Annotated in this window: 22 protein-coding genes; 17 read left to right on the forward strand and 5 right to left on the reverse strand. The window is 47.7% G+C overall.

Features of this window, described 5'->3' with window-relative positions:
- The first annotated feature begins 30 nt into the window (after window positions 1-30).
- The 4 genes from BLCOC_RS01175 to BLCOC_RS01190 all read left to right on the forward strand — a co-directional run bounded on the left by BLCOC_RS01175 (window position 31) and on the right by BLCOC_RS01190 (window position 4823).
- Window positions 31-951: an ABC transporter ATP-binding protein gene (locus tag BLCOC_RS01175; protein ID WP_115624101.1), complete on the forward strand. Its 921-nt coding sequence runs from the start codon at window positions 31-33 to the stop codon at window positions 949-951.
- A complete protein-coding gene (locus BLCOC_RS01180; RefSeq protein ID WP_115624102.1) occupies window positions 944-1750 on the forward strand; it encodes an ABC-2 transporter permease in 807 nt (268 codons plus the stop codon). The genes BLCOC_RS01175 and BLCOC_RS01180 overlap by 8 nt, the downstream gene beginning before the upstream one ends.
- A gap of 19 nt (window positions 1751-1769) precedes the next feature.
- Window positions 1770-2663 carry a sensor histidine kinase gene (locus tag BLCOC_RS01185; protein ID WP_115624103.1) on the forward strand — a complete coding sequence of 298 codons (894 nt, stop codon included), beginning with the start codon at window positions 1770-1772 and terminating at the stop codon, window positions 2661-2663.
- Between the two features lie 147 nt (window positions 2664-2810).
- Window positions 2811-4823, forward strand: a complete 2013-nt coding sequence (locus BLCOC_RS01190) for a DUF2264 domain-containing protein (RefSeq protein WP_115624104.1) — start codon at window positions 2811-2813, stop codon at window positions 4821-4823.
- 48 nt (window positions 4824-4871) lie between these two features.
- Here BLCOC_RS01190 and BLCOC_RS01195 read toward each other — a convergent pair whose 3' ends face one another.
- Complete coding sequence (locus BLCOC_RS01195; RefSeq protein WP_115624105.1) at window positions 4872-7112, reverse strand: helix-turn-helix transcriptional regulator; 2241 nt, start codon at window positions 7110-7112, stop codon at window positions 4872-4874.
- A 186-nt stretch (window positions 7113-7298) separates the two neighbouring features.
- Between BLCOC_RS01195 and BLCOC_RS01200 the strand changes: the two genes are divergently transcribed.
- From BLCOC_RS01200 to BLCOC_RS01245, 10 genes are all read left to right on the forward strand, one after another.
- The gene (locus BLCOC_RS01200; RefSeq protein ID WP_147298906.1) at window positions 7299-7505 is read left to right on the forward strand and encodes a hypothetical protein; all 207 of its coding nucleotides are present in this window, start codon (window positions 7299-7301) and stop codon (window positions 7503-7505) included.
- Window positions 7459-8403, forward strand: a complete 945-nt coding sequence (locus BLCOC_RS01205) for an ABC transporter permease (protein WP_242999018.1) — start codon at window positions 7459-7461, stop codon at window positions 8401-8403. The genes BLCOC_RS01200 and BLCOC_RS01205 overlap by 47 nt, the downstream gene beginning before the upstream one ends.
- 12 nt (window positions 8404-8415) lie before the next feature.
- A complete protein-coding gene (locus BLCOC_RS01210) occupies window positions 8416-9315 on the forward strand; it encodes a carbohydrate ABC transporter permease (protein WP_115624107.1) in 900 nt (299 codons plus the stop codon).
- 23 nt (window positions 9316-9338) lie between these two features.
- Window positions 9339-10901 carry an extracellular solute-binding protein gene (locus tag BLCOC_RS01215; RefSeq protein WP_115624108.1) on the forward strand — a complete coding sequence of 521 codons (1563 nt, stop codon included), beginning with the start codon at window positions 9339-9341 and terminating at the stop codon, window positions 10899-10901.
- Window positions 10902-11063: 162 nt separating this feature from the next.
- Window positions 11064-12209, forward strand: coding sequence for a glycoside hydrolase family 88 protein (locus tag BLCOC_RS01220; protein WP_115624109.1), 1146 nt, complete (start codon window positions 11064-11066; stop codon window positions 12207-12209).
- A 107-nt stretch (window positions 12210-12316) separates the two neighbouring features.
- Window positions 12317-13204: an AraC family transcriptional regulator gene (locus BLCOC_RS01225; RefSeq protein ID WP_321001278.1), complete on the forward strand. Its 888-nt coding sequence runs from the start codon at window positions 12317-12319 to the stop codon at window positions 13202-13204.
- A gap of 114 nt (window positions 13205-13318) precedes the next feature.
- Window positions 13319-14014 carry a response regulator transcription factor gene (locus tag BLCOC_RS01230; protein ID WP_115624111.1) on the forward strand — a complete coding sequence of 232 codons (696 nt, stop codon included), beginning with the start codon at window positions 13319-13321 and terminating at the stop codon, window positions 14012-14014.
- A complete protein-coding gene (locus tag BLCOC_RS01235; RefSeq protein WP_115624112.1) occupies window positions 14002-14922 on the forward strand; it encodes a sensor histidine kinase in 921 nt (306 codons plus the stop codon). The genes BLCOC_RS01230 and BLCOC_RS01235 overlap by 13 nt, the downstream gene beginning before the upstream one ends.
- A gap of 92 nt (window positions 14923-15014) precedes the next feature.
- A complete protein-coding gene (locus tag BLCOC_RS01240; RefSeq protein ID WP_115624113.1) occupies window positions 15015-15698 on the forward strand; it encodes an ABC transporter ATP-binding protein in 684 nt (227 codons plus the stop codon).
- Between the two features lie 12 nt (window positions 15699-15710).
- Entirely contained in the window at window positions 15711-18239 is a 2529-nt protein-coding gene (locus BLCOC_RS01245) for an ABC transporter permease (protein WP_115624114.1), read from the forward strand.
- 110 nt (window positions 18240-18349) lie between these two features.
- Here BLCOC_RS01245 and BLCOC_RS01250 read toward each other — a convergent pair whose 3' ends face one another.
- Complete coding sequence (locus BLCOC_RS01250) at window positions 18350-18529, reverse strand: hypothetical protein (protein WP_115624115.1); 180 nt, start codon at window positions 18527-18529, stop codon at window positions 18350-18352.
- A 189-nt stretch (window positions 18530-18718) separates the two neighbouring features.
- Between BLCOC_RS01250 and BLCOC_RS01255 the strand changes: the two genes are divergently transcribed.
- Window positions 18719-19543: an AraC family transcriptional regulator gene (locus BLCOC_RS01255; protein ID WP_115625516.1), complete on the forward strand. Its 825-nt coding sequence runs from the start codon at window positions 18719-18721 to the stop codon at window positions 19541-19543.
- Between the two features lie 119 nt (window positions 19544-19662).
- Here the strand turns inward: BLCOC_RS01255 and BLCOC_RS01260 are convergent, their stop codons facing one another.
- Window positions 19663-21012 carry an ArnT family glycosyltransferase gene (locus BLCOC_RS01260; RefSeq protein WP_115624116.1) on the reverse strand — a complete coding sequence of 450 codons (1350 nt, stop codon included), beginning with the start codon at window positions 21010-21012 and terminating at the stop codon, window positions 19663-19665.
- A 329-nt stretch (window positions 21013-21341) separates the two neighbouring features.
- On the opposite strand from BLCOC_RS01260, the gene BLCOC_RS01265 reads away from it, so the two are divergent.
- Window positions 21342-21872, forward strand: coding sequence for a DUF3887 domain-containing protein (locus BLCOC_RS01265; RefSeq protein WP_018597074.1), 531 nt, complete (start codon window positions 21342-21344; stop codon window positions 21870-21872).
- A 176-nt stretch (window positions 21873-22048) separates the two neighbouring features.
- Window positions 22049-23200 (forward strand): amidohydrolase, encoded by a 1152-nt coding sequence (locus BLCOC_RS01270; RefSeq protein ID WP_115624117.1) that lies wholly within the window; start codon window positions 22049-22051, stop codon window positions 23198-23200.
- Window positions 23201-23227: 27 nt separating this feature from the next.
- Here BLCOC_RS01270 and BLCOC_RS01275 read toward each other — a convergent pair whose 3' ends face one another.
- Window positions 23228-23944, reverse strand: a complete 717-nt coding sequence (locus BLCOC_RS01275) for an AroM family protein (RefSeq protein ID WP_115624118.1) — start codon at window positions 23942-23944, stop codon at window positions 23228-23230.
- A gap of 21 nt (window positions 23945-23965) precedes the next feature.
- Window positions 23966-24898, reverse strand: coding sequence for a DUF1177 domain-containing protein (locus tag BLCOC_RS01280; RefSeq protein WP_029470870.1), 933 nt, complete (start codon window positions 24896-24898; stop codon window positions 23966-23968).
- Between the last annotated feature and the right edge of the window lie 138 nt (window positions 24899-25036).

Here is a 25036-nt window from a genome sequence, read left to right on the forward strand (position 1 = left end):
AAACAGCAGGGAAAAAAGAGAGGAGACAAAATGAATACAGATTATGCGGTGAGAACCCACGGTTTAACAAAATTTTACGGGCAGAAGCCGGCTGTGGACCATATTGATATGTATGTTAAGAAGGGGGAGATCTATGGATTTATCGGCCGAAACGGCGCGGGAAAATCCACAACGCTGAAAATGCTCTGCGGCCTGGCACATCCCACGGAGGGAGAAATCTCATTATTCGGCTCTCCGGTATCTGACCAGACTGCCAGACGCCGTGTGGGAATGCTCATAGAGAATGCGGGCCTTTATCCGAACTGCACAGCCAGGGAGAATATGATACTGAAGGCCCAATGCCTGGGATTGGTGCATATGGACAGCGTGGACCGTTTCCTGAAGCTCATAAATATGGCGGATACGGGAAATAAAAAGGTGAAACAGTTCTCCATGGGCATGAAACAGCGACTGGGGATCGCAATGGCCCTTCTTGGCAATCCGGACCTTTTGATCCTGGATGAGCCGATCAACGGTCTGGACCCGGAGGGCATCCGGGAAATAAGGGAATGCCTGCTGAAACTAAATAAGGAAGAAGGAAAGACCATCCTCATCAGCTCCCATATCCTGGGGGAACTGAGCAAAATAGCCACCCAATACGGGATCATCAAGGACGGGCAGCTCATTCGTCAGATGACCAAAGAGGATCTGGAAGAGCAGTGCCGTGATTACCTTCTTGTTGAGGTAGAACATGCAGAGCGTGCGGCAGCAGTGCTGGCAGAGAACATTCCGGATGCATCCTATGAGGTGTTTGCGCAGGGGAGGATCCATATCTATGATTATCTGGACAGCGGTAAAGTAACTACACTTCTTGTGCAGAACGGGGTCACAGTGTTTTCCTGCGGGCTTCATCAGATAGACCTGGAACAATATTTTCTGGAACTTATGGACGGGGGTGCGAAAAATGCTTAATTTACTTAGAATGGATCTCAGAAGGATGTTCCGCGGGAAGGCGGCTTATGTGTGTCTTGGAATCCTGGTATTTACAACGGTGTTTACCTACACACTTATGTATTTGATCCAGGACCCGGGGATGCGGGAATTTCTTATAAAACATGGGATGACCATCACGGCCACATCGGGAAATATCAAAGAGTCTTTGAATTCCACATCCCTTGTGGAACTGTTTCACCAGACCAATGTCAGCGGCGGATTGCTGCCGGTTATATCAGGGACGTTGGCTGCACTGTTCATCTGTACGGATTTTGACAGTGGATTTATTAAGAATATCCTGTCTGTACATGAGAATAAATGGGATTATATATTGAGCAAAAGTGCCTGCCTTTTCCTTGTGAACCTGTTCTTTATCACAGTGACATTTCTGACTGCACTTGGGCTTAACGCTGTACTGGGTGGGTTCTTTTTCTATAACAAGGCAGTAGATATGCTGTTTTATGTTTTTTGTATCTGGATGGTCTCGAATGGATTCAGTGCGCTTATCCTGATGATCTGCATGATCACCAGGAGTAAGGCGGCCGGAGTGGCCGGGGCCTTTATTCTGTGCAGCGGGCTGATCGTGCTGCTGGTAAGCTCTCTTCTGAACCTTTTCGGTGCGGGGGAGATCATGAACTATACGCTGTATATGAATCTTGCAGAATGTCCGCTGGGATACGATGGGTTATCTGCCCTCCGTCCGGTTATTGTCGGAGCGGTCTTCTGTGTTATCTATGCTGCAGCCGGAAAAGTGATTTTAACAAAAAAGGATGTCTGATTCCTGATAGGAGGGTTTTATGCTTCTGCTGATCGTGGTGCTTATCATATTGCTTACTATAATGCTTCTGACATTGCTGCATTACCGCCGGGAGATCGTGCGGCTTACGAGACAGCTGGACATTATTGAGGACGGAAGCCGGATCGAGCTGTCTGCCTCAGTCCGGTCTAAGGAATTTATGGCACTTTATCAGAAGCTTGAGACTCTCCTTGAGACCTTCCGTGCCAGCCGTTTTCAGTATGAAAGATCTCAGAAACAGTTAAAGAAGACCATATCCAACCTTGCGCATGATATCCGTACGCCCCTTACCAGCGCTGCGGGGTATCTGCAGATGCTGGAGGAGTGCCGGGACATGGATACCCAGAAGCGGTATATCTCCATTGTCCAAAGCCGTCTTGATGAGCTGAAAGAGATGCTGGAAGAATTATTTCTCTACACAAAGCTCACAAATGAGGATTTTGTCTTAGAGTGCAGTCCAACCCCGGTATTTCCGGTGCTGTGTGACGCTATGGTAGGTCTGTATCATGTGTTTGATGAGCAGGGGGCGGAGCCGGAGATCCAATTCGAGGATGAATCGCTCCTTGTTTTGGCTTCACCGGAAAGCCTGGGACGGATATTCCGCAATCTGATCAATAATGCCCTCCTGCATGGCGCAGGGGGACTTTGTGTTGTCCAGAAAGGGGACAGGATCACCTTCTCAAATCCTGTGGAGAACCCTTCCGCCATTGACCCGGACCAGATGTTTGAACGGTTCTACAAGGCGGACAGTTCCAGAAAAAAGGGATCTTCCGGTCTGGGACTGGCTATAGTCAGTGAGCTGATGCGGAGGATGAGTGGTGCTGTAAAAGCTGAGATCCATGGAAATTTTCTGGAAATAGAGCTGATGTTTTCTCTGGCGGAAAAGGAGGTTTGACGCCCGGGGCATGGCTCCGTGTGTAATTTGCAATATTTTGTATAAGAAATAAAATAAATTAAAATTGGTTTGGTGTTATTATCTTAGAGTAGACAATATAGGAACCGGGGCAGCAGACCGCGGCCCCGGTTTGGCAAGGAGGACAACGTGAGATTTGAGATCAATACACCAGATCATGAGAAAAGTCCCTACACAGGAATGACGAAAAGGCATTGGGCAGATGCCGCACAGTTTCTGCTGGATGGGATATTTTCAAATATTACGGATTTTGATACGCCTGTGTACTGTCCGAGGACGGAGTTTACAGTCAGTTATCCCAATGAGGGAAGCCCGGAGTGGAAAAAGTATGCGGCGGGATTTGAAGGGCTGGCCCGGAGCTTTCTGATAGCTGCCCCCCTTCTTCACAACAGGCCGGATGCGGTTACAGCAGGGTATTCCGTTAAGGAATATTACAGGGAACATATCCTTCGCGCAGTGACAAAGGGAACCGGGGATTATATGCTTTCTTACAGGGAACTGGAGGCAATGTCAGGTGAAAAGGAACACTGTTTCCAGCACACCTGTGAGTGCGCGTCCCTGGCCATTGGGCTGTGGCAGTGCAAAGAGGTCATATGGGATACCTATACCCGGCAGGAAAGGGACAGGATAGCAGGGTATCTGCTGGAATTTGGAAATGCCAGGACGGTTCCCCACAACTGGCGCCTGTTCAATATGCTGATCCTGGGTTTCCTTTGGAACCAGGGGTATGAGATAGATGAAAATAAGATGAGGGACCACGCACAGGTCATACTTTCCTACTATGCCGGAGACGGGTGGTACAGAGACGGGCACCGGTTTGACTACTACAGCCCCTGGGCGTTCCATGTGTATTCAGCCATCTGGAATGTGTGGTATGGGTATGAAAAGGAACCGGAAACAGCGGAGCGATTTGAGGCCTATTCAAACAGCTTACTGGAAACATACGAGGGGATGTTTGACAGGGATGCCCATGTGACTATGTGGGGGAGGAGCGGAATCTACCGCAATGCGGCATCCGCCCCGTTTGCCTCCGTCTTTTTCTTGAGGGAACACCGGATCGCGCCGGGTTTGGCAAGGCGGATCAACTCCGGTGCGCTGCTCCAGTTCATTGAAAATGAAAAGGTATTTGAAAATGGCGTGCCTGTTCTGGGGTTTTATGGGCAATTCCCGCCTATGCTCCAGGATTACAGTTGTGCGGAAAGTCCATTTTGGATGGCAAATCCCTTTCTCTGCCTGAATCTTCCGGATGGGCATCCCTTCTGGACGGAGACGGAGAGTAATGGGGACTGGGAAACCCTTTCGGAAGATTCCTATGCTTCCTATATCATGGACGGCCCCGGAATCGCGGCGTTCCATCAGGGGGCTAACGGGGCCGCAGAGTTCTGTACGGCAAAAAATGTCTTTCACCCTGAGGATGATTATATCAAAGCATACATCCGTCTGGCATTCCATAGCCGCTATCCATGGGAGGACTTTGACTACCGGGGAGCGGAGGCCATGCAGTACAGCCTGAGATATGACTGGGAGGAGCAGGTGCAGATTCCCAATATCATGCTGTACGCAGGAGAAAAAGACGGGGTGCTTTACCGCCAGGAGTATTTTGGGTTCCGGTATAATTTCCAGGGGCTGGCTTCCATGAATCTGGCGGATATTCCCCTGGCAAACGGCATCCTGCATGCAGACCGGATGAGGATACATGAAAAGCCTTTTACCCTTACCGTGGGAGCCTATGGATTTCCCGTGGAGGGAAAGACAGTGACCGAGAGAAGAAGGGATGAAAATGCTGAGGCGCTGATCGTGAAAAATCAGGACAGGAGCTTGGCCTTTGTTAGTTATTGGGGTTTTGACAGTATTGAGAGCAAAGAGAGAGTGGGTGTCAATGCTGTTTCAAAAAAGAGTATCCTGCTGTACGGAAAGTGCAGGAGAGAGGAATACTACGAGTACAGACCTTACATGATGATCTATGCTGTCCTGACCGTGGAGGGGAGAGACTTCACGCAGGAAGAGTTGTTTCCCATTGAGCGGATTGGGTTTGCCGATGCAGGGAAATGCGGGGGCACAGGTCCGGTGGAGATCACCTTAAGATCCGGCAGAGTGCTGCAGGTGAATTATGAGGGCATGGAAGGCAGACTGCGTTTATAAAAAGGACCGCTGTACAGCAGCCACAGATAGGGGCTGCTGTACAGCGGTTTATTTTTTTTCCATCACATATTCCGCATATTTCTGGGGTGTCAGTCCCGTGTATTTGCTGAATACCCGGATGAAGGTATTGGAACTGTTGAATCCGGTCATGGCGCTCAGGTCTTTTGTCTTGAGGGTGGGGTCTTTTTCCAGCAGGGCTTTTGCCTGGTTGATGCGGTAATTGTTCAGGTAGTCCTTAAAGTTGTTGGCACTGAGCTGCTTAAAGAGGATCCCGCAGTATTTGGGCGAGATATTAAACTGGTCTGCCAGGTCGTTGAGCATGATATTGTCCCGGTAATTTTGGTGTATATAGTCCAACATACGGGAGAGGACAGCTTTATCCTGGGTTTGGGTGCGGCGGTTCTTTTCCCTGATGATCTCCGAAAGGACTGTTTTGATGCCGGTTATGGTCACGGAGTCTGCCCAGTGGGTGTACCAGTGCTCATAATCAATGGGACGGCCGATAAACTCCTCCGGGGTGGTCTTCATCTCCTGGAAGACACGGTTCACGGTGCCTATGAGGGCATAGACAAAGTTCTGCAGAACCTCCATGGACAGACGCTTATGCACCAGATTCTCACGAATCAGATCATCAAACAGCCCAAGGGCCTGCTCCTGTCCGTCTGTCACTTCCTGGATCAGTCTATTCTCCATAGAGAGAGGGTAGGAGTAGGTGGCAGAATCCAGGTCCGCGATCTGTGCGTGTGTGATGATCTTGTCGTGAGGAAGTGTGGGCAGATATTCCGCTATTTTCAGGGTTTCCTGGTAGCAGCGGTGCAGGTTTTCAAAGCCCTGCTTCACGGAGCTGAGGACGATCTGCTCCTCCCAGTATTTCCCTTCCTCCTCCGCATCCGGGTAAACGGACATTACCTGGGCAGCCAGGGGTTTGGCACGGTCCAGGCTGTCTGACATGAGGATAAGCGCGCACCGGTACATGGAGAGCTTTACGAACACCACATCCTTTCTCTTTACACAGCTTTGGAAAATAAGGTTTTTGTATAATTCAAGCTGGCAGAAGCTGCTGTCATCCGGGGCATGGGAGGCGTCGGGGGAAAAGCAGATAAGCCCCACGCAGAAACGGCTGCTGTCAGGAAAATAGGGTTTCTCCTTAGGCGCCAGATAACCATTGGGATCTGTGAGCAGATTCTGATAATACTGCTGTGCAAGTAAGGCGTTTGTGGTCTTCTTGGTTGCCAGCAGGCTATGGTTCAGGCTCTGCATCTTTGCCAGGTTGTCATTCAGGATCTCAAATTCATCATAGCGCTGTGCCTCCTCCTTGATGTGGGGCTGCAGGACCTGATAAAGGGGCCGGTACAGAAGATTTGCCACATAGTAAAATACAGCGCAGAGAAGCACAAAAATAATAAGGACGCAGAGCAGATACAGGAAGATATTTGCCGCGTTCAGGCTGTACCGGTCATAGAGGTACGAAATATCCCAGTTCATGGACAAAAGGCGGGTATTTGCCACATAGTAACCTGACTTTTTAACCACATCCCTGTTTCGGTCCATTTCTTTCTGCAGAGATTTAAACAGGGAAACATCCGCCTCATCCAGGGAACTGGGGATGAAAAGCCCGTCTGTGTTGGATATCCAGTAATTTTTGGGTGTGGCGGTGCCAACAAGAGAGCTTATGGGGATATCTGCCATGTAAATGCATGTGCGGGGCTGTTTATATCCTTTGATCAAATAATAGAGGGAGTCCAGTGCCCCCTTCTCATCATAGTGGGGAATCACGTAGGGGAACATCTTTTTATCAAAATAGTCCTGTATATCGGTCATGTCTTTCTCAGCCAAGTCCTTTTTCTCCAGGAATTCGGACATGGAGAAAGAACCCTCCGGGGACAGGACGGCGGAGTGTGTACGGTCATCAAAATCAATCTGTCCGTTGTTGAGGATCAGATACACCTGAAATCGGGTGTCCACAGCGCCGGCATATTTCAGCAGTGCTTTCTGTGCCTGGGAGGACAGGAGATAAAAGTCCTGTGTGCCCTCTGAGACAGACCATTCTTTTATGAGGGAGTCGTTCACGATGTCTGTCATGGTGTTGGAAATCTCCTTCAGGGAGGCTGCACTTTTCTCCTCCAGAATGGTCCTGGATAAAGTGATGGAGCTGATGTAACTCTCCTCCCAATGCTGCGACAGGAAAATTCCGGAGACAGATGCAAGGACCAGGGTTACCACGGCGGCTAAGAGCATGAATACAAATTTTAATTTTTGGTGGTATATACCGGAAGGCTGTTTCAGCATTTGCGGGACCTCCTTTTCATGGGGATTGTTGTGGATCATGTATGCCTCAGGCAAAGAAGCTGTGCCTCTCAAGGTATAGATTATAATTGCATTTTGGTGATTATTCAAGTGAAAGCGCCTGATTTTATGAGGGTTCGGATAAAATGGTGATGTTTTGAAAAATGGTGATATGGCAAAAACGGAGGGATGATTGAAAAACAGGGATTGGAAGAAAACTGTGTATTCCAAAAAACAGGCGTAAAAGAGGCCGGAAAATTTGATGATTTACTTTTAAAAGATTATCCGTTAAGGTTGGTCTATCGACTCGAAGCGCTTCGATATGGAAGAAAGGAGAGAGAAGAGGACATTGGCAAAACAACAAATAAAAACACAGAAGAAAAGAAATTTTTCTGATGTCATAAAGAAAATGGTTTCCGGCAAAGAATTATATCTTTTGCTGCTTCCCGGCATTATCTGGTATCTTCTGTTTGCATACCGGCCTATGACGGAGCTGAAGATTGCATTTTATGATTACAATGTATTCCAGGGAATCAAGGGGAGTACCTTTGTGGGACTGCAGAACTTCATTGAATTTTTTAGGGGGAAGGACTTTCCAAGGGTACTGAAAAATACTCTCATGATTTCCTTCTGGCAGTTACTGATCTGCTTTCCGCTGCCCATCGCGCTGGCTGTCTGCGTGACGGAGATGAGAAACAAATTTATAAGCAGGATGACCCAGATGTCCACCCTGCTGACACACTTTATATCTGTGGTGGTAGTCTGTGGTATAGTGATCAACTTCCTGTCGCCCAGTACGGGTGTCATCAATCTGGTGCTGCAGAAAATCGGGGTGGATCCGGTTTACTTTATGACAAAGCCGGAATACTTTAAAGGGATATACACATTGATGACCCTGTGGCAGAATGCGGGATTCGATGCGCTTGTGTACATAGCGGCCATCATGGGGATTGACCCGCAGCTTTATGAGGCGGCCACTGTGGACGGGGCCGGGAAAATGAAGAAAATCACCCATGTGACCATTCCGGCCATTGTACCCACCATAGTGACCATGCTGATCCTGAAGCTGGGAGGCATCATCAAGGTGGGATATGAGGCAATCCTGCTTCTGTACCAGCCGGCAACTTATTCGGCAGCGGATGTTATCTCTACCTATTCTTACCGCCTGGCATTTGAAAACGGAAACTACGGGCTGTCTGTAGCCGCAGGGCTGTTTGAATCTGTGGTGGCATTCGTCATGGTCATTCTTGCAAACCGATTCAGCAAGAAGATTTCCGACAACGCATTATGGTAAGGGGGAAGTAAGATGGCAGGAAATAAAATAAAACAGGGGCAGGTTATCGGGCTGGGAGAGAAGATATTCAACGCTGTGATGGTCATTCTCGGTGTTCTGATCACCTTTATTGCCCTTTATCCCATATATTATGTACTCATTTCTTCTTTCAGCAACCCCTTTTTTGTAGAAAACGGGAATGTGCTGCTGAAGATCAAGGAGTTCACCACAGCCAGCTATGAGGCAGTATTTAAGAGGGACGGGCTGTGGACCTCCTACGGAAATGCGGTCTTTTACACCGTCTTCGGACTGATGGCAAATATGTTCTTTACCACCACCATGGCGTACGCTCTGTCCAGAAAGTATCTGATCGGAAGAAAGATACTGACCTTGTTCACGGTTTTTACCATGTGGTTCAGTGCAGGGATCATTCCTACTTATATGAACTTCAGCAATCTGGGACTGCTGAATACCAGGACAGCCATTATCTTCGGATTTGCCATTGAGACCTATAACCTGATCATCATGAAGAGCTTTTTTGAGCAGGTCCCGGAGGCTTTGGAGGAGGCGGCATTTATTGACGGCGCGGGGCATTTCAGGGTATTCTGGAACATATATCTGCCGCTGTCAAAACCGGCACTTGCCACCGTGGGATTATTTTACGGAATCAGCAGATGGAACGGATACTTCTGGGCTATGCAGCTTTTAAAAGATGACAGCAAGATACCTCTGCAGGTATTCCTAAAAAAACTGATCGTGGAGCGGGTATCCAATCCGTCTGACGCTGCGATCGTGACAAAAGCATCCCTGACGTCACCAACGACTCAGGTATATGCATTGATCATACTGGCGATTGTGCCCATGATCATAGTATTCCCTTTCATTCAAAAATATTTTAAATCAGGCCTCACCGTGGGCGGTGTCAAAGGCTGATCATAAACGGAGGATTATAAGATATGAAAAGAAAACAAATAACAGCATTATTACTGACAGCAGTTCTGGGCGTATCCCTGGCATTTGGGACAACAGGATGCGGAAAAGAGGAGACCGGGAAGGCGGCCGCTTCAAAAGAGGATGGAAGTAAAGAATTCTCAGCCTTCATGTTCCTCTCCGGTACACCTTTTAATTCAGACTGGGAAGTGTGGAAAGAGGTGGAGAAAAAGACAGGCGTGAAGTTAAAGGGCGTGGTTGCCTCCTCCAACTCTGACTATGCCACAGCGTTCCAGAATATGGTGGCCTCCGGGCAGCTGGCAGATATCATCGCGTGTGACCTGACAACAGATATTGAGAAACTGGGCAAAGACGGCGGTGTGATTCCCTTGAACGACCTGATCGAGGAACATGCGCCGAATATCAAAAAAGCGCTGGATAATGACCCGAATCTGAAATACCAGGCAACTGCAGAGGACGGCAATATCTACAATATCCCTCTGGGAAAAGAGCTGAAGTCCTCTCAGTTCTACTGGATCCGTCAGGACTGGCTGGATAAGCTGGGGCTGGAGGTTCCTGCAACAGTGGACGAACTCCATGATGTACTTACCGCATTCAGGAATGAGGATCCCAACGGCAATGGACAGGCAGATGAGATCCCTCTGTTTGACCGTTCCGCTACCGCTGAGACAGAGATGGGGGAGTACCTGGCCTTGTGGGATTCCAATGCCTCCTTCTATCCCCGTGACGGCAAGATCACTTACGAACCTCTGACAGACAATTATAAAACAGCAGTGAAGAACCTGGCCCAGTGGTATAAAGAGGGCCTCATAGATCCGGAGATCTTTACGAGAGGTATGTCAGCAAGGGATACACTGCTCAGCAACAATACAGGGGGCTTCACCCATGACTGGGTCAGCACAGGCAATTATAATGATTCTCTGGGCGCGGATATCCCGGGATTCAATATGGTGGCCATCGCACCTTTAAAGGACCAGAACGGAAATGTGAAGGAACGTGACTACCGCTATGCAGAGTGCGGATGGGGCATCTCCTCCCAGTGCAAGGACCCGGAGGGAGCCATCAAATTCATGGATTTTATGTTCACGGAAGAAGGCTCAGACCTGATGAACTGGGGAATCGAGGGCAAGACCTACACGGTAAACGAGAACGGGGAGAAGGCCTTTACAGAGGAAGTATTTAACTCCGGGCTGGCACCGGTAGAGTATCTGCGTTCCCTGGGTTCCCAGTACCGTGCGGGATATATCCAGGCGGCAGACTATGAGTATGCTACGATGAATGACGCAGGAAAGGCAGCAAATGAACTGTACGATGCACATGATGAGTGGTTCAGCGCACCGAAACTGCCGGAACTGAAGCTGAGCACAGACGGTATGGATGAATATAAGAGCATCATGTCCGGGATCCAGCCCATTGTATATGAGAAGCTTCAGAGCTGGATCTTAGGTTCCAGTAATATAGATGATGAATATGATGCGTTTATTCAGGAACTGAAGGATAGGGATATTGAAAAAGCAATTGAGATCCAGCAGAAAGCATATGACAATTATGTGAAAGTAACAAAATAGAAAACTGCAAAGGCAGTGGATACAAATGAATAGATGAGGATGCTGCCGCAGAATAGTTCATTTTGGTGGGATGCGGTCTCCGGCTGTGCAACCGGAACCGTGCCCTGCAGAGGTGAACGGTTCTGCGGCAGTTTTATGAAGGGATGACCAGAAGGAGGATATATGAGGCAGGAAAAATTACAGAATGCAGCCATGAGGGCAGTGGATATATTGAAAGAGAATCTGAAGGAGTATACATACAAATTTCCCGGTTCAAACAGTGAGAAACTTTTTTATCCGATCACAGAGAATGTAGAATGGACCACAGGTTTCTGCACAGGGACTTACTGGCTCGCCTATGAACTGACAGGGGATGAGAGCTTTAGGAGGTCAGCGGAGATACAGGTCAATAGTTTTTATGACAGGATAAAAATGAAGACAGATGTGGAACACCATGACATGGGATTTTTGTACACCCCTTCCTGTGTGGCAGCCTATCAGCTTACGGGAAATGAGAGGGCAAAGGAGGCAGCGATCCTGGCCGCAGACCAGCTCATCAGCCGTTTTCAGGAGAAAGGGGAGTTTATCCAGGCTTGGGGAGAACTGGGTGCTGAGGATAACTACCGTCTGATCATAGATTGTCTGCTCAATCTGCCTTTATTGTACTGGGCTTCGGAGGTGACGGGGAAAGAGACGTACAGAGATATTGCCATCCGGCATACAAGGACCAGCATCAGGAATCTTGTGAGACCGGATTATTCTACTTACCACACCTTTTTCTTTTGTCCTGAGACCGGGGAGCCTGTGCGCGGTGTCACCGCACAGGGATACAGGGACGATTCCGCCTGGGCCAGGGGACAGGCATGGGGAATATATGGTACAGCGCTGGCTTACCGGTATACCGGGGAAGAGGTGTGCAGGGAATTATTTAGGAAGGTGACAGATTTCTATCTTGAACATCTGCCCGATGATATGGTTCCCTATTGGGACCTGAGCTTTTGGCAGGGCAGCAGTGAGCCGAGAGATTCCTCCGCCGCCGCCGCTGCAGCCTGCGGGATAATGGAAATGTGTGAAAATGGGGGACTGAAGGGGGAAGAAAAGTCCTTCTATGGAAATAAGGCAGAGGAGATGCTGGAGAGCCTGATCGGCAATTACGCAGTCCTGTCGGTCAAGGATGCAAACGGGCTGATCCTCCACGGTGTTTACGCAAAGAGCAGCCCCTTCAACAGCGTGGCGGACCGGGGTGTTGATGAATGCAATCTGTGGGGGGACTATTTTTATCTGGAGGCATTGACCAGGAAGATAAAACAGTGGAAGACATACTGGTAGGATGAAGATAAGGTTTTGACAGGGAAGTGAAAATCATCCGGTGTCAAGAGGGCAAGAATGATCAAAATTGTGGGATTGCTTTGTGCTATAATTGTTTTTACCGGGAGGTGAAGCGGTTGACACATAAGAAGGAAATCCAGGATGCGTTAAACTATATCGAAAAGAATTTGTGCGAAGAACTTTCTCTGGACGAGATTGCAGCTGCAGCGGGTTTTTCTAAGTTTTATTTTCACAGGGTCTTTCAAAGCGAAACAGGAATGCCTGTTTATGATTACATCAGAAAGCGCAGATTGGCAGGTGCAGCGGTCCTTCTGCGAACTACGGGGATTTCTATCCTTGATATTGCAGTGGCTTTCTGTTTTGAATCCCAGGAAGCTTTCACGAGAGCCTTTAAGCGTGTCTATCATCTTCCGCCGGGCAGATATCGGTCAGCAATTAAGGATTTAGTCATGGAAGGAGGTAATATGGGGAATAGCACAGAAATCAAAAATTGGATCGTAACAGGCACGGCCCTGGATAAATACCGGATGGGCATGGATGACAAGGTTTACAATACGGGAACCAGATCGGCCACAATAAAGTCCACTGCCCGGGAATGGGAAGCGAGCGAATTTGGCACGATCATGCAGCAGTTCAGCGCATCTGAGTTTTTAGGAAAAAGAGTGCGTTTTTCCGGGTTTGTAAAAACACAGGATGTTACAGGGTGGTGCGGATTATGGATGCGGATCGACACAGCTTTCAGTGAGACACTGAAACTGGATAATATGCAGGACCGTCCGATCACCGGAACAACCCGATGGAACCACTATTCCTGTGTGCTGGATGTGCCTGAGAACGCGGCGATCCTTAACATTGGAATATTATTGTACGGTGAGGGGCAGGTGTGGCTGGATAACGCCAGTTTTGAGGAAGTGGACCACAATACACCAACTACCGATTTTAATGTGGATGCAGTATTTCCGGATCATCCCAAGAACTTATCCTTTGAAGAGTAGCGGAGCGTTTAAGCGGTTGATATATTTTCTTTTCTGCGGTTCAGGGATAGGATTTAGGAAAATATAATGATATACTATATTTCATAAAATCCTATATAGAAAGCGCAGCAAACAATGAATAGAATATTACTCATAGAAGATGACAAAGATTTAAATACAGGGCTTACATACGACCTGGAATCAGAAAACTACAAAGTGTTTTCCGCCCTGACACTTGGGGATGGAATGTCCATACTCAGTGAAAACGAAGTGGATCTGATCCTGCTGGACGGAAATCTGCCGGATGGTGATGGGTTTGACTTTTGCAGGTCAGTAAAGTCAGAGAGCGACATCCCCGTCATTTTCCTTACAGCCAGAGACATGGAGCGGGATGAAATGCAGGGATTTGACTGTGGTGCGGACGACTATATCACAAAGCCCTTTAAAATGCCCATATTACACAGAAGGATCAAGGCCGCCCTGCGGAAGGCCTCAGCAGACGGGGGAGAGCGCATCCAATATGATGACGGGCATTTAAAGATTGACTTTGATACCATGACGGCATCCCTGGGCGGGGAGCCCTTGGCTATGACGCCCACAGAGTTTAAAATCCTGCGTCTTCTCATTGCCAATGCAGAGAGGGTAATGACAAAGACCCTTCTTTTGGAAAAAGTATGGGACAGTACCGGGAACTTTGTGGATGAACATGCCGTGGCTGTGAATATCAACAGACTCCGCAAGAAGATTGAATCTGGAGAACACCCATATATTAAGACCCTGTACGGTATGGGATATCAGTGGATGGGGAAGAAAACAGAATGGAAAAATTAATCTTGCTCTTTTCCCTCGTCTGCCTTTTCCTTTCCATTATTATAGTGATCAAAGTGAGAAAAAGGCTTGTTGAATACACACGCCAGATGAGCGATTGTCTGGATGCCATGATTGCAGGCCGAACGGATCTTGTGTTTCAGGAGGAGAAGGACACCCTGACAGGCAAGCTGCAGTCGAAACTGCACCGCCTGTATGAGATACTGAACCGGCAGTCCCAGGAAAATAAAATACAGCGCCAGCAGCTTGAAACCATAGTCGCAGATATTTCCCATCAGGTGAAAACACCCATTGCAAATGTGAGGATGTATCACAGCCTATTACAGAAAAAGAACCTGGATGAGGAGAAAAAGGAACAGTTTTTGGATGCTGCCCAGAGGCAGACAGATAAGCTGGAATTTCTCATGAAGAGTATGATCAAGATGTCCAGGCTGGAGACGGGTATTGTGGAAGTCCAGCCAAAAGAAAATCCCATCCGTGTGCTGCTGGAACAGGCAGTCTGTGACATTGCCCTGAAGGCGGAGGCTAAGCAGATTGAAATAGAGATGGAATGTGACGAAAATCTGAGGGCAGTATTTGATAAGAAGTGGACCCTGGAAGCAGTCTTTAATATTTTGGACAATGCGGTAAAGTACACCGGACAAGGGGGAAAAATACAGATTCAGGCCCAGATAACCGATTTTTTTGTCCGCATTAGCATAAGGGACAATGGAAAAGGAATCAGGGAAGAGCGGCTGACTGAGATATTTAAGCGTTTTTACCGGGAGCCGGAAGTGGCAGACCAGGACGGTGTGGGAATCGGTCTGTACCTGGCACGGGAGATTGTCATGAAGGAAAGAGGATTTATAGAGGTGCGGTCAAAAACAGGGAAAGGCACTACATTTTATGTCAACCTGCCCACGGCACAGTAGAGAGATTATCTCAAACTTGTTACTTTTTTGAGAAGAGTTTGAGATAATCTTTTTGTATGCTATATACATCAAAGGAAAGGCAGGAAAAAAGAATGGAATATATTTTAGAGACAAAGAATCTGAAGAAATACTACGGACAGGAACCGAATATCACGAAAGCGCTGGACGGCATTGATGTGAAAGTGGAACGGGGAGAATTCGTATCCATCATAGGAACAAGCGGAAGCGGAAAATCTACACTGCTGAATATGCTGGGCGGACTGGACATTCCAAGTTCAGGAAGTGTAAAGATCAGAGGCAAGGAAATCGGTAAAATGAACGATGAACAGCTCACCGTATTCCGCAGAAGAAATATTGGGTTTGTGTTTCAGAATTATAATCTGGTACCTATCCTGAATGTATATCAGAATATCGTGCTTCCCATAGAGCTGGACGGCAGTACGATTGACAAGACTTATGTGGAGGAGATCATACATCTGCTCCACCTGGAGGAAAAGCTGGATAATCTTCCAAACAACCTCTCCGGGGGCCAGCAGCAGAGGGTTGCCATCGCAAGGGCACTGGCAAGCAAGCCGGCCATCATCCTGGCAGATGAACCGACGGGAAATCTGGATTCCAAAACATCCCTGGAGGTTATGCAGCTTTTGAAGATGACCAGCACCGAGTTTGGCCAGACACTAGTCATGATCACCCACAACCCGGAACTGGCACAGATCGCGGACCGTATGATCCATATAGAAGATGGAAAAATCGTAGAGAGAAAAGAAAACATTTAGGAGGATAGGGCTATGATGCTGAATAATAATAACAAAAAATTTATCAAAACCCTGTCCAATAACTGCCTGAAAGCCAACAGAAACAGGAATATCATAGCTGTTCTGGCTATTATCCTCACGGCAGTATTGTTTACGGCACTTGCTACAGTGGCACAGGGAACGCAGATATCCGTGAAAGAGCAGATGCTGCGCCAGGCAGGGACACGGTTTATGGTGTCAATCAAAAATCTCTCCAGGGAGGAAGCGGAAACTCTGGTGCAGGATCCGGCTTTTTCGGCAGCAGGTATGGAGAGATATGCTGCAAACGCTGTGAATAAGGAATTAAATAGTTTAATGGTATCCGTTGGATGGCTTGACCGGACAAATGTTGAAAACAGTTTTATGGATTTGGAAAAGGGCCATTATCCCAAGAAAGATAATGAAATAGCCTGCGATTCTGTGGTCCTGGAACTTCTGGGGCTTCCCAATGAAACCGGCACCTCTTTCACATTGGAGTATGAGACGCGGGACGGAAAAAAAGAAGCAGAGATGACCGTGTGCGGAATCTGGAAAGGTATGAAACATGAACAGCGCGCAGTCATGATGGTTACGGAAGCGTTTGTGGAAAAAACAGGAAAGGAGCTTGGCCCGGAATATGCGGAGCTGGAGAAAAACGCATATACAGTCAGGGGTACCTTTCCGTCGGATAAAAATATAAAAGAAAATCTGGACAAATTAGTAGAGAAAATGGGTTACGATCCTGCGGCCGAGCGCGGGGAAGAGGGATTTATAATACACAATACCAACCCAGTCTATGAGACTAAGTCAATGGACTCCGGGCAGACGATCATCACAATAGTTTTAGGGGTCATGCTTATTCTGCTGGCAGGATATCTTATCATCTATAATATTTTTAAGATCTCAATTGAAAAAGATATCCGTTTATACGGGCAGCTTAAGACCATCGGTACCTCACCGAAACAAATCCGGTATATGGTAAACCGTCAGGGAATGATGCTTTCTATCATAGGTATCCCTGTTGGACTCATTCTGGGATGGCTGCTTGGGAATGGCCTTCTACCCCTGGTTATGGCAAGTACGTCTTACCGTGATACGATCCTTATCAAACCCAATCTGTGGGTATGGTTATTTGCGGCGGCATTTACACTCCTCACGGTGAGGATCAGCAGCAGCAGACCCGGAAAGATAGCAGGAAAAATATCTCCTGTGGAGGCTTTGAAATATCATGGTGCCAAAAGCGGAAAGAAAAAGCAGAAAAAAGGCATGGACTCCAAAAACCGTATTCTGCAGATGGCGGGAGCTAATCTTGGGAGAAACAAAGGTAAAACCATACTGGTTATTTTGTCTATATGTCTTAGTGTCATCCTGCTGAACAGTGTCTTAAATTTTACAGAGAGTATGGATAAAGAGGCGTATGTGCAGCATGAGACAGCAGCGGATTTTGATGTGAGGAGCGGCGATTTTCTGAAATCCGTAACAGAGGACTATCTGAAGGTAGTTCCGCAAAAAACAGCACAGGAGCTTAAGGAACTGGACGGAATAAAGGATTTTACCCAGGTCTATGTACGGATGATCCCGGAACAGCAGATCACAGAGGATAGGGGGGATTGCGGGAAATTAATAAAAATAAACGGAAAGACCACACCGGATGATATCACGGAATTTGACAGAAACAGAATGTTATATGGATTCGATGAAAATGCTTTTCAAAGAGCAAAGCTTGTAGAAGGTACCATTGACTATGAAAAGCTTTGTACTGGGAATTATGTTGTGGCAAACGGATCTTTGAGTGACAGGGGTGAATATGAGTATGAAATCCAGGAACTTCACGCAGGGGATGTCATAGAGGTGGAGATAGAGGGGGAAGTGAAAGAATATACGGTGATGGCTGTCATCGGTACCCTCAGCTCCCTGAGTATGTCCTACAGCGCAGGCGGGTATGAGGCAGTTACCTTTGCAGAACCCGTTTTCCGGGAGATGTTCCCTGAGAACCGGGACCCGATCCACTGTCTGTTTGATGTGGAGGACGGTTACTTTGACAGCATCAGTTCATATTTGCAGGATTTTACACAGGAAAGCGGGCTGGCTCTGCAGTCAAGGCTCACTGCTGAGGAGGAGTTCGCCAAGATGCAGGGAACATACAATGCGGTGGGGATCATCGTAGCATTGATCCTGGGGATCATCGGTGTCCTGAACCTGATCAATGTGATTTTTACGGGAGCCATCGCAAGACAGCGGGAATTCGCATCCATGAGAAGCATTGGAATGACAAGGAGACAGCTCAGGAAGTTATTTGTGTATGAAGGCATCATATATGCAGTCCTAGCAGGAATCGCAGGAGTAGCCGTCAGTGCCGCCGTATCGCTGACACTGGTGAAAAGTTTTACAAGTGGGTTCTGGTTTGCGAAATATCAGTTTATCATCCTTCCTGCCATTGTTACCGCTCTGATCTGTCTTCTGCTGTCAGTGATCATCTCTGCAGTTGTGGATAAGGTTTGGAACAAGGGAAGTGTTGTGGAACAGCTGAGGGAAGTTGAGTAATAACATATCTGCTTCATGCAGGCAAAAAAACAGCAGGCGGCTTTTACGGCTTTCCTGCTGTTTATTGATCCCTGTGTATTTTTATTTGGTTATCTGTCATGGCGGTCATATTATTTTTTAGTCGGAACGTAGTATCCGCCGTTCATCATGATGATACCCGGTGCAATAATGTCTACATTTTCGATCAAATAATTTTTGAAACGCTCCCATAAAGTAGCTTTCTTCTCATTTTTTATTTCCGCTGTCTGCATATCTCCTGCGGTTCCTGCATATAATGTGTATTTGTTCATAATGGTTTCCCCTTTCAATTATTGCTTTTCTTTATTACGTGTCTTATGTTATCATGAGTTTACGGTGGATTTTAGATATTTTTTTAGCTATTTATTAGGGCGATTTTGACACGGATGCTATTGGATATGCCTATAGTGCCGATAGGAGCGGTAACATGTTGACATGAAGGAGGTGCCTTTTTGCAGAAAATGATATATGAACCGCTGTTCGAGCTGGAGAAGACAGGGATCAATATAGCTTACCACACGAAAAAGGGGAGATACAGCCCGCCCCATTGGCATTCCGCCATTGAACTGATTTATGTGCTGAACGGTACAGCCACAATTTCTATAGAAGGAAAAGACTGCAATCTGGTAGCAGGGGAGTTTATTGTAGTGGATTCCAACCGGGTCCATGAGGCACAGTGTGCAAGGGTTTCCATGATGGTGGTGATCCATTATTCCAGAGCGGGTATGAAGAATTATATGACTAAGATTGATGAATACCGCTTCTATTGCTCCAGGCAGTCTCTGAAAAAGGAAAAACTGGACAAATACCTGGAAATCTGCGGTCTTTTAAAACGTTTGCCTCCTCTGTATGTGACCCGCCCCGCCGGATATCGTCTGCAGAGCCAGGCTGTGGCTATGGAAGTGCTGTTTGAGCTTGTCAATCACTTTTCCGCTGCGGCGGATTCCACGGGATTGGTGAATGATGACACGGTTTTGGAACGTCTGGCAGAGATAACAGCTTACATTGAGGAACATCACAGGGAAAAGATAACACTGGAGGATATCGCATCCAACTTTTATCTGAGCAGGGAGTATTTCAGCCGTTTTTTCAGGCAGAATATGGGAGTGACATTTTCACGTTATGTAAACCAAGTGAGGATGATGCATATTTACCATGATCTGTGTAGCACAGGGGAAGGTGTCATGGAATTGGCGGAGAAGCATGGGTTCGCCAATTATAAGCTTTTTAACAGAATGTTTCAGGAGATATATGGGTGTAAGCCCAGTGATGTGAGGAAGAGATAAAAGCCCGGATCTGCTTTGTGTATGAGAGCATAGAGACGGAAAAAGCCCCCTTTAAGTCAGATAAAGTGCCTGGCTTAAAGGGGGTGTGTTAATCTTAAGAAGCTTATGGATCAATGCATTCAATAAATTCGGAAAAATTCTTTTATAGTGATCAGCACCAAAGCACTGCAGAGAATACCTGACAGAATATTCCGGTATCTCATCTTGGAAATAAAACGTTCGGTCAGATGAGTGACTCCGCATACTGTAAAGTACATCATGGGCACAAGGCCCGGCAGGATATACCGCCCCTGGGGCTGGTAATCCACACAGTAGGAGTGGTAAAAGTTCAGTACAACGGGAATAATGGCGGCAAACAGCATACCCCAGTTAAAAACAGCTTTCTGCCGTATTTCCCCATTTTGACGAAGCTGAAACATTTTTTTGATCTGCATCAGACACCCGATCAGCCCGGCTATGAACAGAATGTAATAGAGGACAATGATCCAGGATTCCACCCAAAACTGGAACTGGCCAAACACACCTACAAAACTGCGGAGGACGTCGAACATCCAGTGACCGGTGAGCATGGACAGGATTGTGTATCCCTGTGCCCTTCCGGAGGATAGGGCTGTGGAAGGTCTGAACTGCTCCTGGGCATACCGGTCAGCAAAGTCATTACTGGTGGCAAGACCCAGCCAGTCTCCGTCATAAATCATATAATTCCGGACAAACCACCAGCCGCAGACCAGAAGTCCTATGACTGCCACCAGGATACCGCGTTTCAGCCAGTATTTCCAGTCAATCTGTTTCCTGTTGTCTGTCAGGCAGCTCAGAGTAAAGACAAAGATGCTGCAGAGCAGAAAACCATAGGCATTCAGATAGGACATGGCACACAGACCGAGCCAGATGCCAAGGCCGATACAACTGGGCACATCCCAATTCCGCTCCATGCCTATGAGCCAGTAATATATAATAGCCGCGCCGCAGCAGATGGCCATGGCATCATTATTTACATAGATGCCCATGAACAAAGCTTCAGGCAGGACGGCAACCAGACATACGAAGAACCATTTGCTGTATCCGTCAAATAACTTTTTGCCGGAGCGAAAGACAAAGAAAACGGCTCCCGTTGTAAAACAGGCAGAGACAAGTCTTGCGGCAAACAGGAGATGCTGAGGATCTGTGGAGAAGATACTCATTACATTCATGAACAGGGCTGATATCATGTAAGATAATATAGGAAGAAATGCATAGGAGGTACCCCATATGGGATTTCTTATAGATGGGTCACCGCCGTGAGGAAGCTTGCCGTGTTCATAGATATACATGGGGATATCATAACGCATTTTTTCATCGGGGCCGGCGTCCAGAGGCAGCAGGTGTGCCCAGTGCACACAGAAGAAGAAGATTCCTGCCAGGAACGCAAGCTCAAAGATAAAATAAATGCGGGAACGGTCAGAAAGTATATTTTTTATTTGTAACTGCATGGGAAATCCTTTCTATCGTATATTGTCAACAGTCAGTCCTATAGTAACGCATCTTTCCAGAAATGGCAACGATTTATCGTCGACAATTTCTGAAGATTGGTAAAGAATAGTTGTTCTGAAACGGCAGGCGCTGTATGCGCAGAAGGCTGTATCGGTGTATCATAAGGGTGCTATTAATATATGAAGAAACAGAAATGCTTTTAAACATAAAAAGCCATATTTTGTGTAATGGTACTTTGCGATTTTTGAAAGTCATGGTATAGTGTAACAAGAAGTTCGCACTTTGGAAACTAATCAACAGCGGCGGTGCCGCGGACAGGAGGAGTATAATGAGAAAAAAGGCATTGGTGATTTTAATGGCAGCAGCAGTATTTGCACTTGCTGGCTGTGGAGACAAGACTGACAAGGATACCGGTAAGGATGATAAGAAGCAGGAGACTTCTGCGGAAGCGGAGACACCGGGTGAGGCTGAACCGGAGGTTGACAATGTAGGCCCTGCGGCGGAAGCTGAACAGATCTCTGAGAGCGATGGAAGGAAGCTCATGGAGACTGCGGTCGCTTTTACAGAGGATCTGATCGCTGCAAACCACGATAATCTGGTAAATGATTATGAGTATGAAGATGAGATGAAGGCCGTTGTGGAAAGTAAAGAGCTGGAACAGTCTATCACGGCAGCCGTGGAGGCGTCCGGTGAATTTAAAGGTACGAAAACCGCATGGCTGGGGGATCAGGCAGGAGATTATTCCAGTGTACAGGTACCCTGTGAATTTTCCGGTCAGTCCTGGAATATGATGATTTCTTTTACCTCTGACGGCAAGATCGGCGGCGTACATACTGATGTATATAAAGAGACACCGTAGAATTACTATTTACAGCCGTTATCCGGCGTGATGGTTTTATGCCCTTGCGCATGAACTTCCTGAGGCAGCCGGCGCCACATGGGGCAGAACATTCTGTATCTGTGCTCACCGGCTTGCCTGAACGCAGGATTTGCAGTATGATATCATAAGAGAAATATTTTACGGAGGATAAGATTATGTTATGCATTAAAAATGGTCTGATTTACACAATGGCAGAAAAAGAGCCTTTTAAGGGGGATGTTCTGATCGAGGACGGAAAGATCCGTAGGATTGGTGCGGATTTGGAAATCCCGGAGGGAACAGAGGTGATCGACGCCGAAGGAATGGAGGTCTATCCGGGGTTTGTGGAGGCACACTGCCACACAGGTCTGGACGGTTACGGGATCGGTTATGAGGGCAGGGATTACTGTGAGCTTAACGATCTGGTCACACCTCAGCTTCGTGCCATCGACGGAATCAACCCCTTTGATCCATGCTTCAAACATGCAAGAGAAGCAGGGGTAACTTGCATCGGAACCGGCCCGGGCAGTGCGGATGTACTGGGGGGAACCTTTGCGGCAGTGAAGACTGTGGGCAGCAGGATCGACAAAATGGTGGTGAAATACCCTGTTGCAATGAAGTGCGCATTTGGAGAAAATCCTAAAAATTGTTATCAGGATAAGGGGGATACCTCCAGGATGACAACTGCGGCTCTTCTCAGAAATGAGCTGTTTAAGGCAAAGGCCTATATGGAGAAAAAGGAGGCCGCAGGGGATGACGTTCAGAAGCAGCCGGAGTTTAACCTGAAACTGGAATCTTTGATCCCGGTTCTGAAGAAAGAGATACCGCTGAAGGCTCATGCACATCAGGCTAATGATATATTTACAGCCCTGCGTATTGCAAAAGAGTTCGGACTTGACATCACACTGGAACATGTGACAGAGGGACATCTGATTGCGGATGAGCTGGCGGGAGAGCATGTGCCCATGGCAGTAGGCCCAACACTGACCCATGCGACTAAATTTGAGCTGCAGAATAAGAGCTGGACAACACCGGGTGTTCTTGCTTCTATGGGATGCCAGGTTTCTATTATTACAGATGCGCCTGTGATCCCTCAGGAATTTCTGCCTCTGTGTGCAGGACTTGCGGTGAAAGCGGGGATGGATGAATTCGACGCTTTGAAGGCTATTACTATAAATCCTGCAAAACATTTAGGCATCGAGGACAGAGTCGGGTCACTGGAAGCGGGCAAGGATGCGGATATTGTAGTGATGACAGGAAGCCCCCTCAAGGTAGAGTCTCTGGTGAAGTATGTGTTTGTAGACGGGGTGATAGTACATCAGAATTAGGAGTGTGAGAAAAGCAGGCTCCTGATATCAGGAGCCGAAGAGTTCATTTAAAAGAGAGGCTATGAAAGTACGGGGTAGAAGAACTGGGACGGCGAGCTGTTGTTCCAGTTCTTTTTTTACGGAAATGCTGTAGCCCATGCAGTCTGGAAGGATAAGCGCAAGATTTTCATTTTGCAGGGACTGGGCTTTTTCACGGAGCAGGCTGCTTACCAGGTATGGGGAGAGAGCACGGACCCTGATTTGTATATTGCTCTCCGAAAACCAGCTCTGGGCCTGGGAGATTTGTGAGCTATCCGGGACCAGGAGGCCTATGGGACGGTCATCCGCCAGTTTTTGCAGAAGGCTGTGTATAAGGGGCTGGGGGATGATCAGCATCTTGGAGTGGCGGAGTTTGGGGAATTTTCCGGTGCACAGAAGGACAGTGGCCTGACAGCCGTCGTCTTCTGCGCGGGTGATGCAGGACTGGACCAGGGGGAGGATGTACTCCTCGCCGATGATGACCTGGGAGGCGTCCCGCATTCGGGTGACCAGGACGGAGCTGTCCGGGCCGGGGGCGAAGTTCCGGTTGATGTAATCAGCGTCAAACGGGTCCAGGGCACCGTATTCCTGCAAAATTATGTTGGGAGCCAATAAAGGACAGATGTCCCCGGTTATGTCGGTCCGGGGACTCTGTCCTATAGTGACGGCTCCTATTTTTGTCTGTGTCCGGATAGCCGGATCATTGTTCTTATCAGATTTTTTCATAGTGAGCACCTTGTCTTTTGCTTATCTGCCGAAGGTCTGGAAGACTTTCATTTCACCGTAGAGTTCCAGCAGATGAGCGTATTCCTGTTCGCTGTAGAAGGAAATCTTGCCTTCTCCGTAGCCTTTGGCTACCTCAACTGCAAACCTTGCTGCGGATTCAACATCCAGAGGATGGCTGGCACCTGTTGCACAGCCGGCTACCGGCTGCTCTGTTGTTATGGCTACACCAACTACCGGGGCATCTGTAGCTGTTGCAGGCTGCAGGATGCTGTTCAGGTGGTGCAGATCATTGCCGTAAGGTGTGATGTCCTGCTGGGAAACCGGGAATACGTGCGGCAGTTTTCCGGTTACACGTGTCATCACGTCTAAAAGGTCATCGCTGACTTCCAGAATGTAGCCGCTCTTGATGGTGGGGGAGATGGCAAAGCCGTTGGTGTTGATGACTTTGTTGCCCTTTGTGGTGTCGATGGAGATAATGGCATCCATGCGCGGGTCTACTTCTTTTTCGTTATTGGTCTGCATGTCGATCGGTGAATCCATGAACGGAACAGGATAGTGTTCCTGAGTAGGAGCATCCGGGCAGATGTGGGTGGCAACCAGAATGTCGCCTTTGAGCACATCGCCGTTTTTGTTCATCTCTGCCAGTTTGAGGCCTGCGGAGAGTGCTGCAAGAGCACCGTCACCGTCGGATACAAAGCCTGTCAGTTCAGGACGCGCTCCCAGGCCTCCCAGGCGTCCGATGATGCCCAGAGTCGGGGTGCTGCCGCCGCTTGATTTGCCGTCGCTGCCTTTGATCAGTACGGTGATGCAGTCTGTGCTGCCTTTTTCACTTGTGACGGTTTCCACTGTTACCTCGTGTGCGCCGCGCTCTTTTAATAATTCTGTGATCTGTTTTCCGTTTGCTGCCGGTGTATCCAGCAAGTCAAATAATTCCAGAACCTGTCTTAATATCATTACAAATTCCTCCCATAAATGTGCGTTTTTATCCAGTCTATAACATCGACCGCTGAAAATCAATAGGTTTTTTGCATATTATGTCGAAAAAGGAGTTGCAATTTAAAGCACTAAAAGGTATAATACCTATAAAATTTG

The organism is Blautia coccoides (assembly GCF_034355335.1).
Taxonomy (GTDB): domain Bacteria; phylum Bacillota; class Clostridia; order Lachnospirales; family Lachnospiraceae; genus Blautia; species Blautia producta.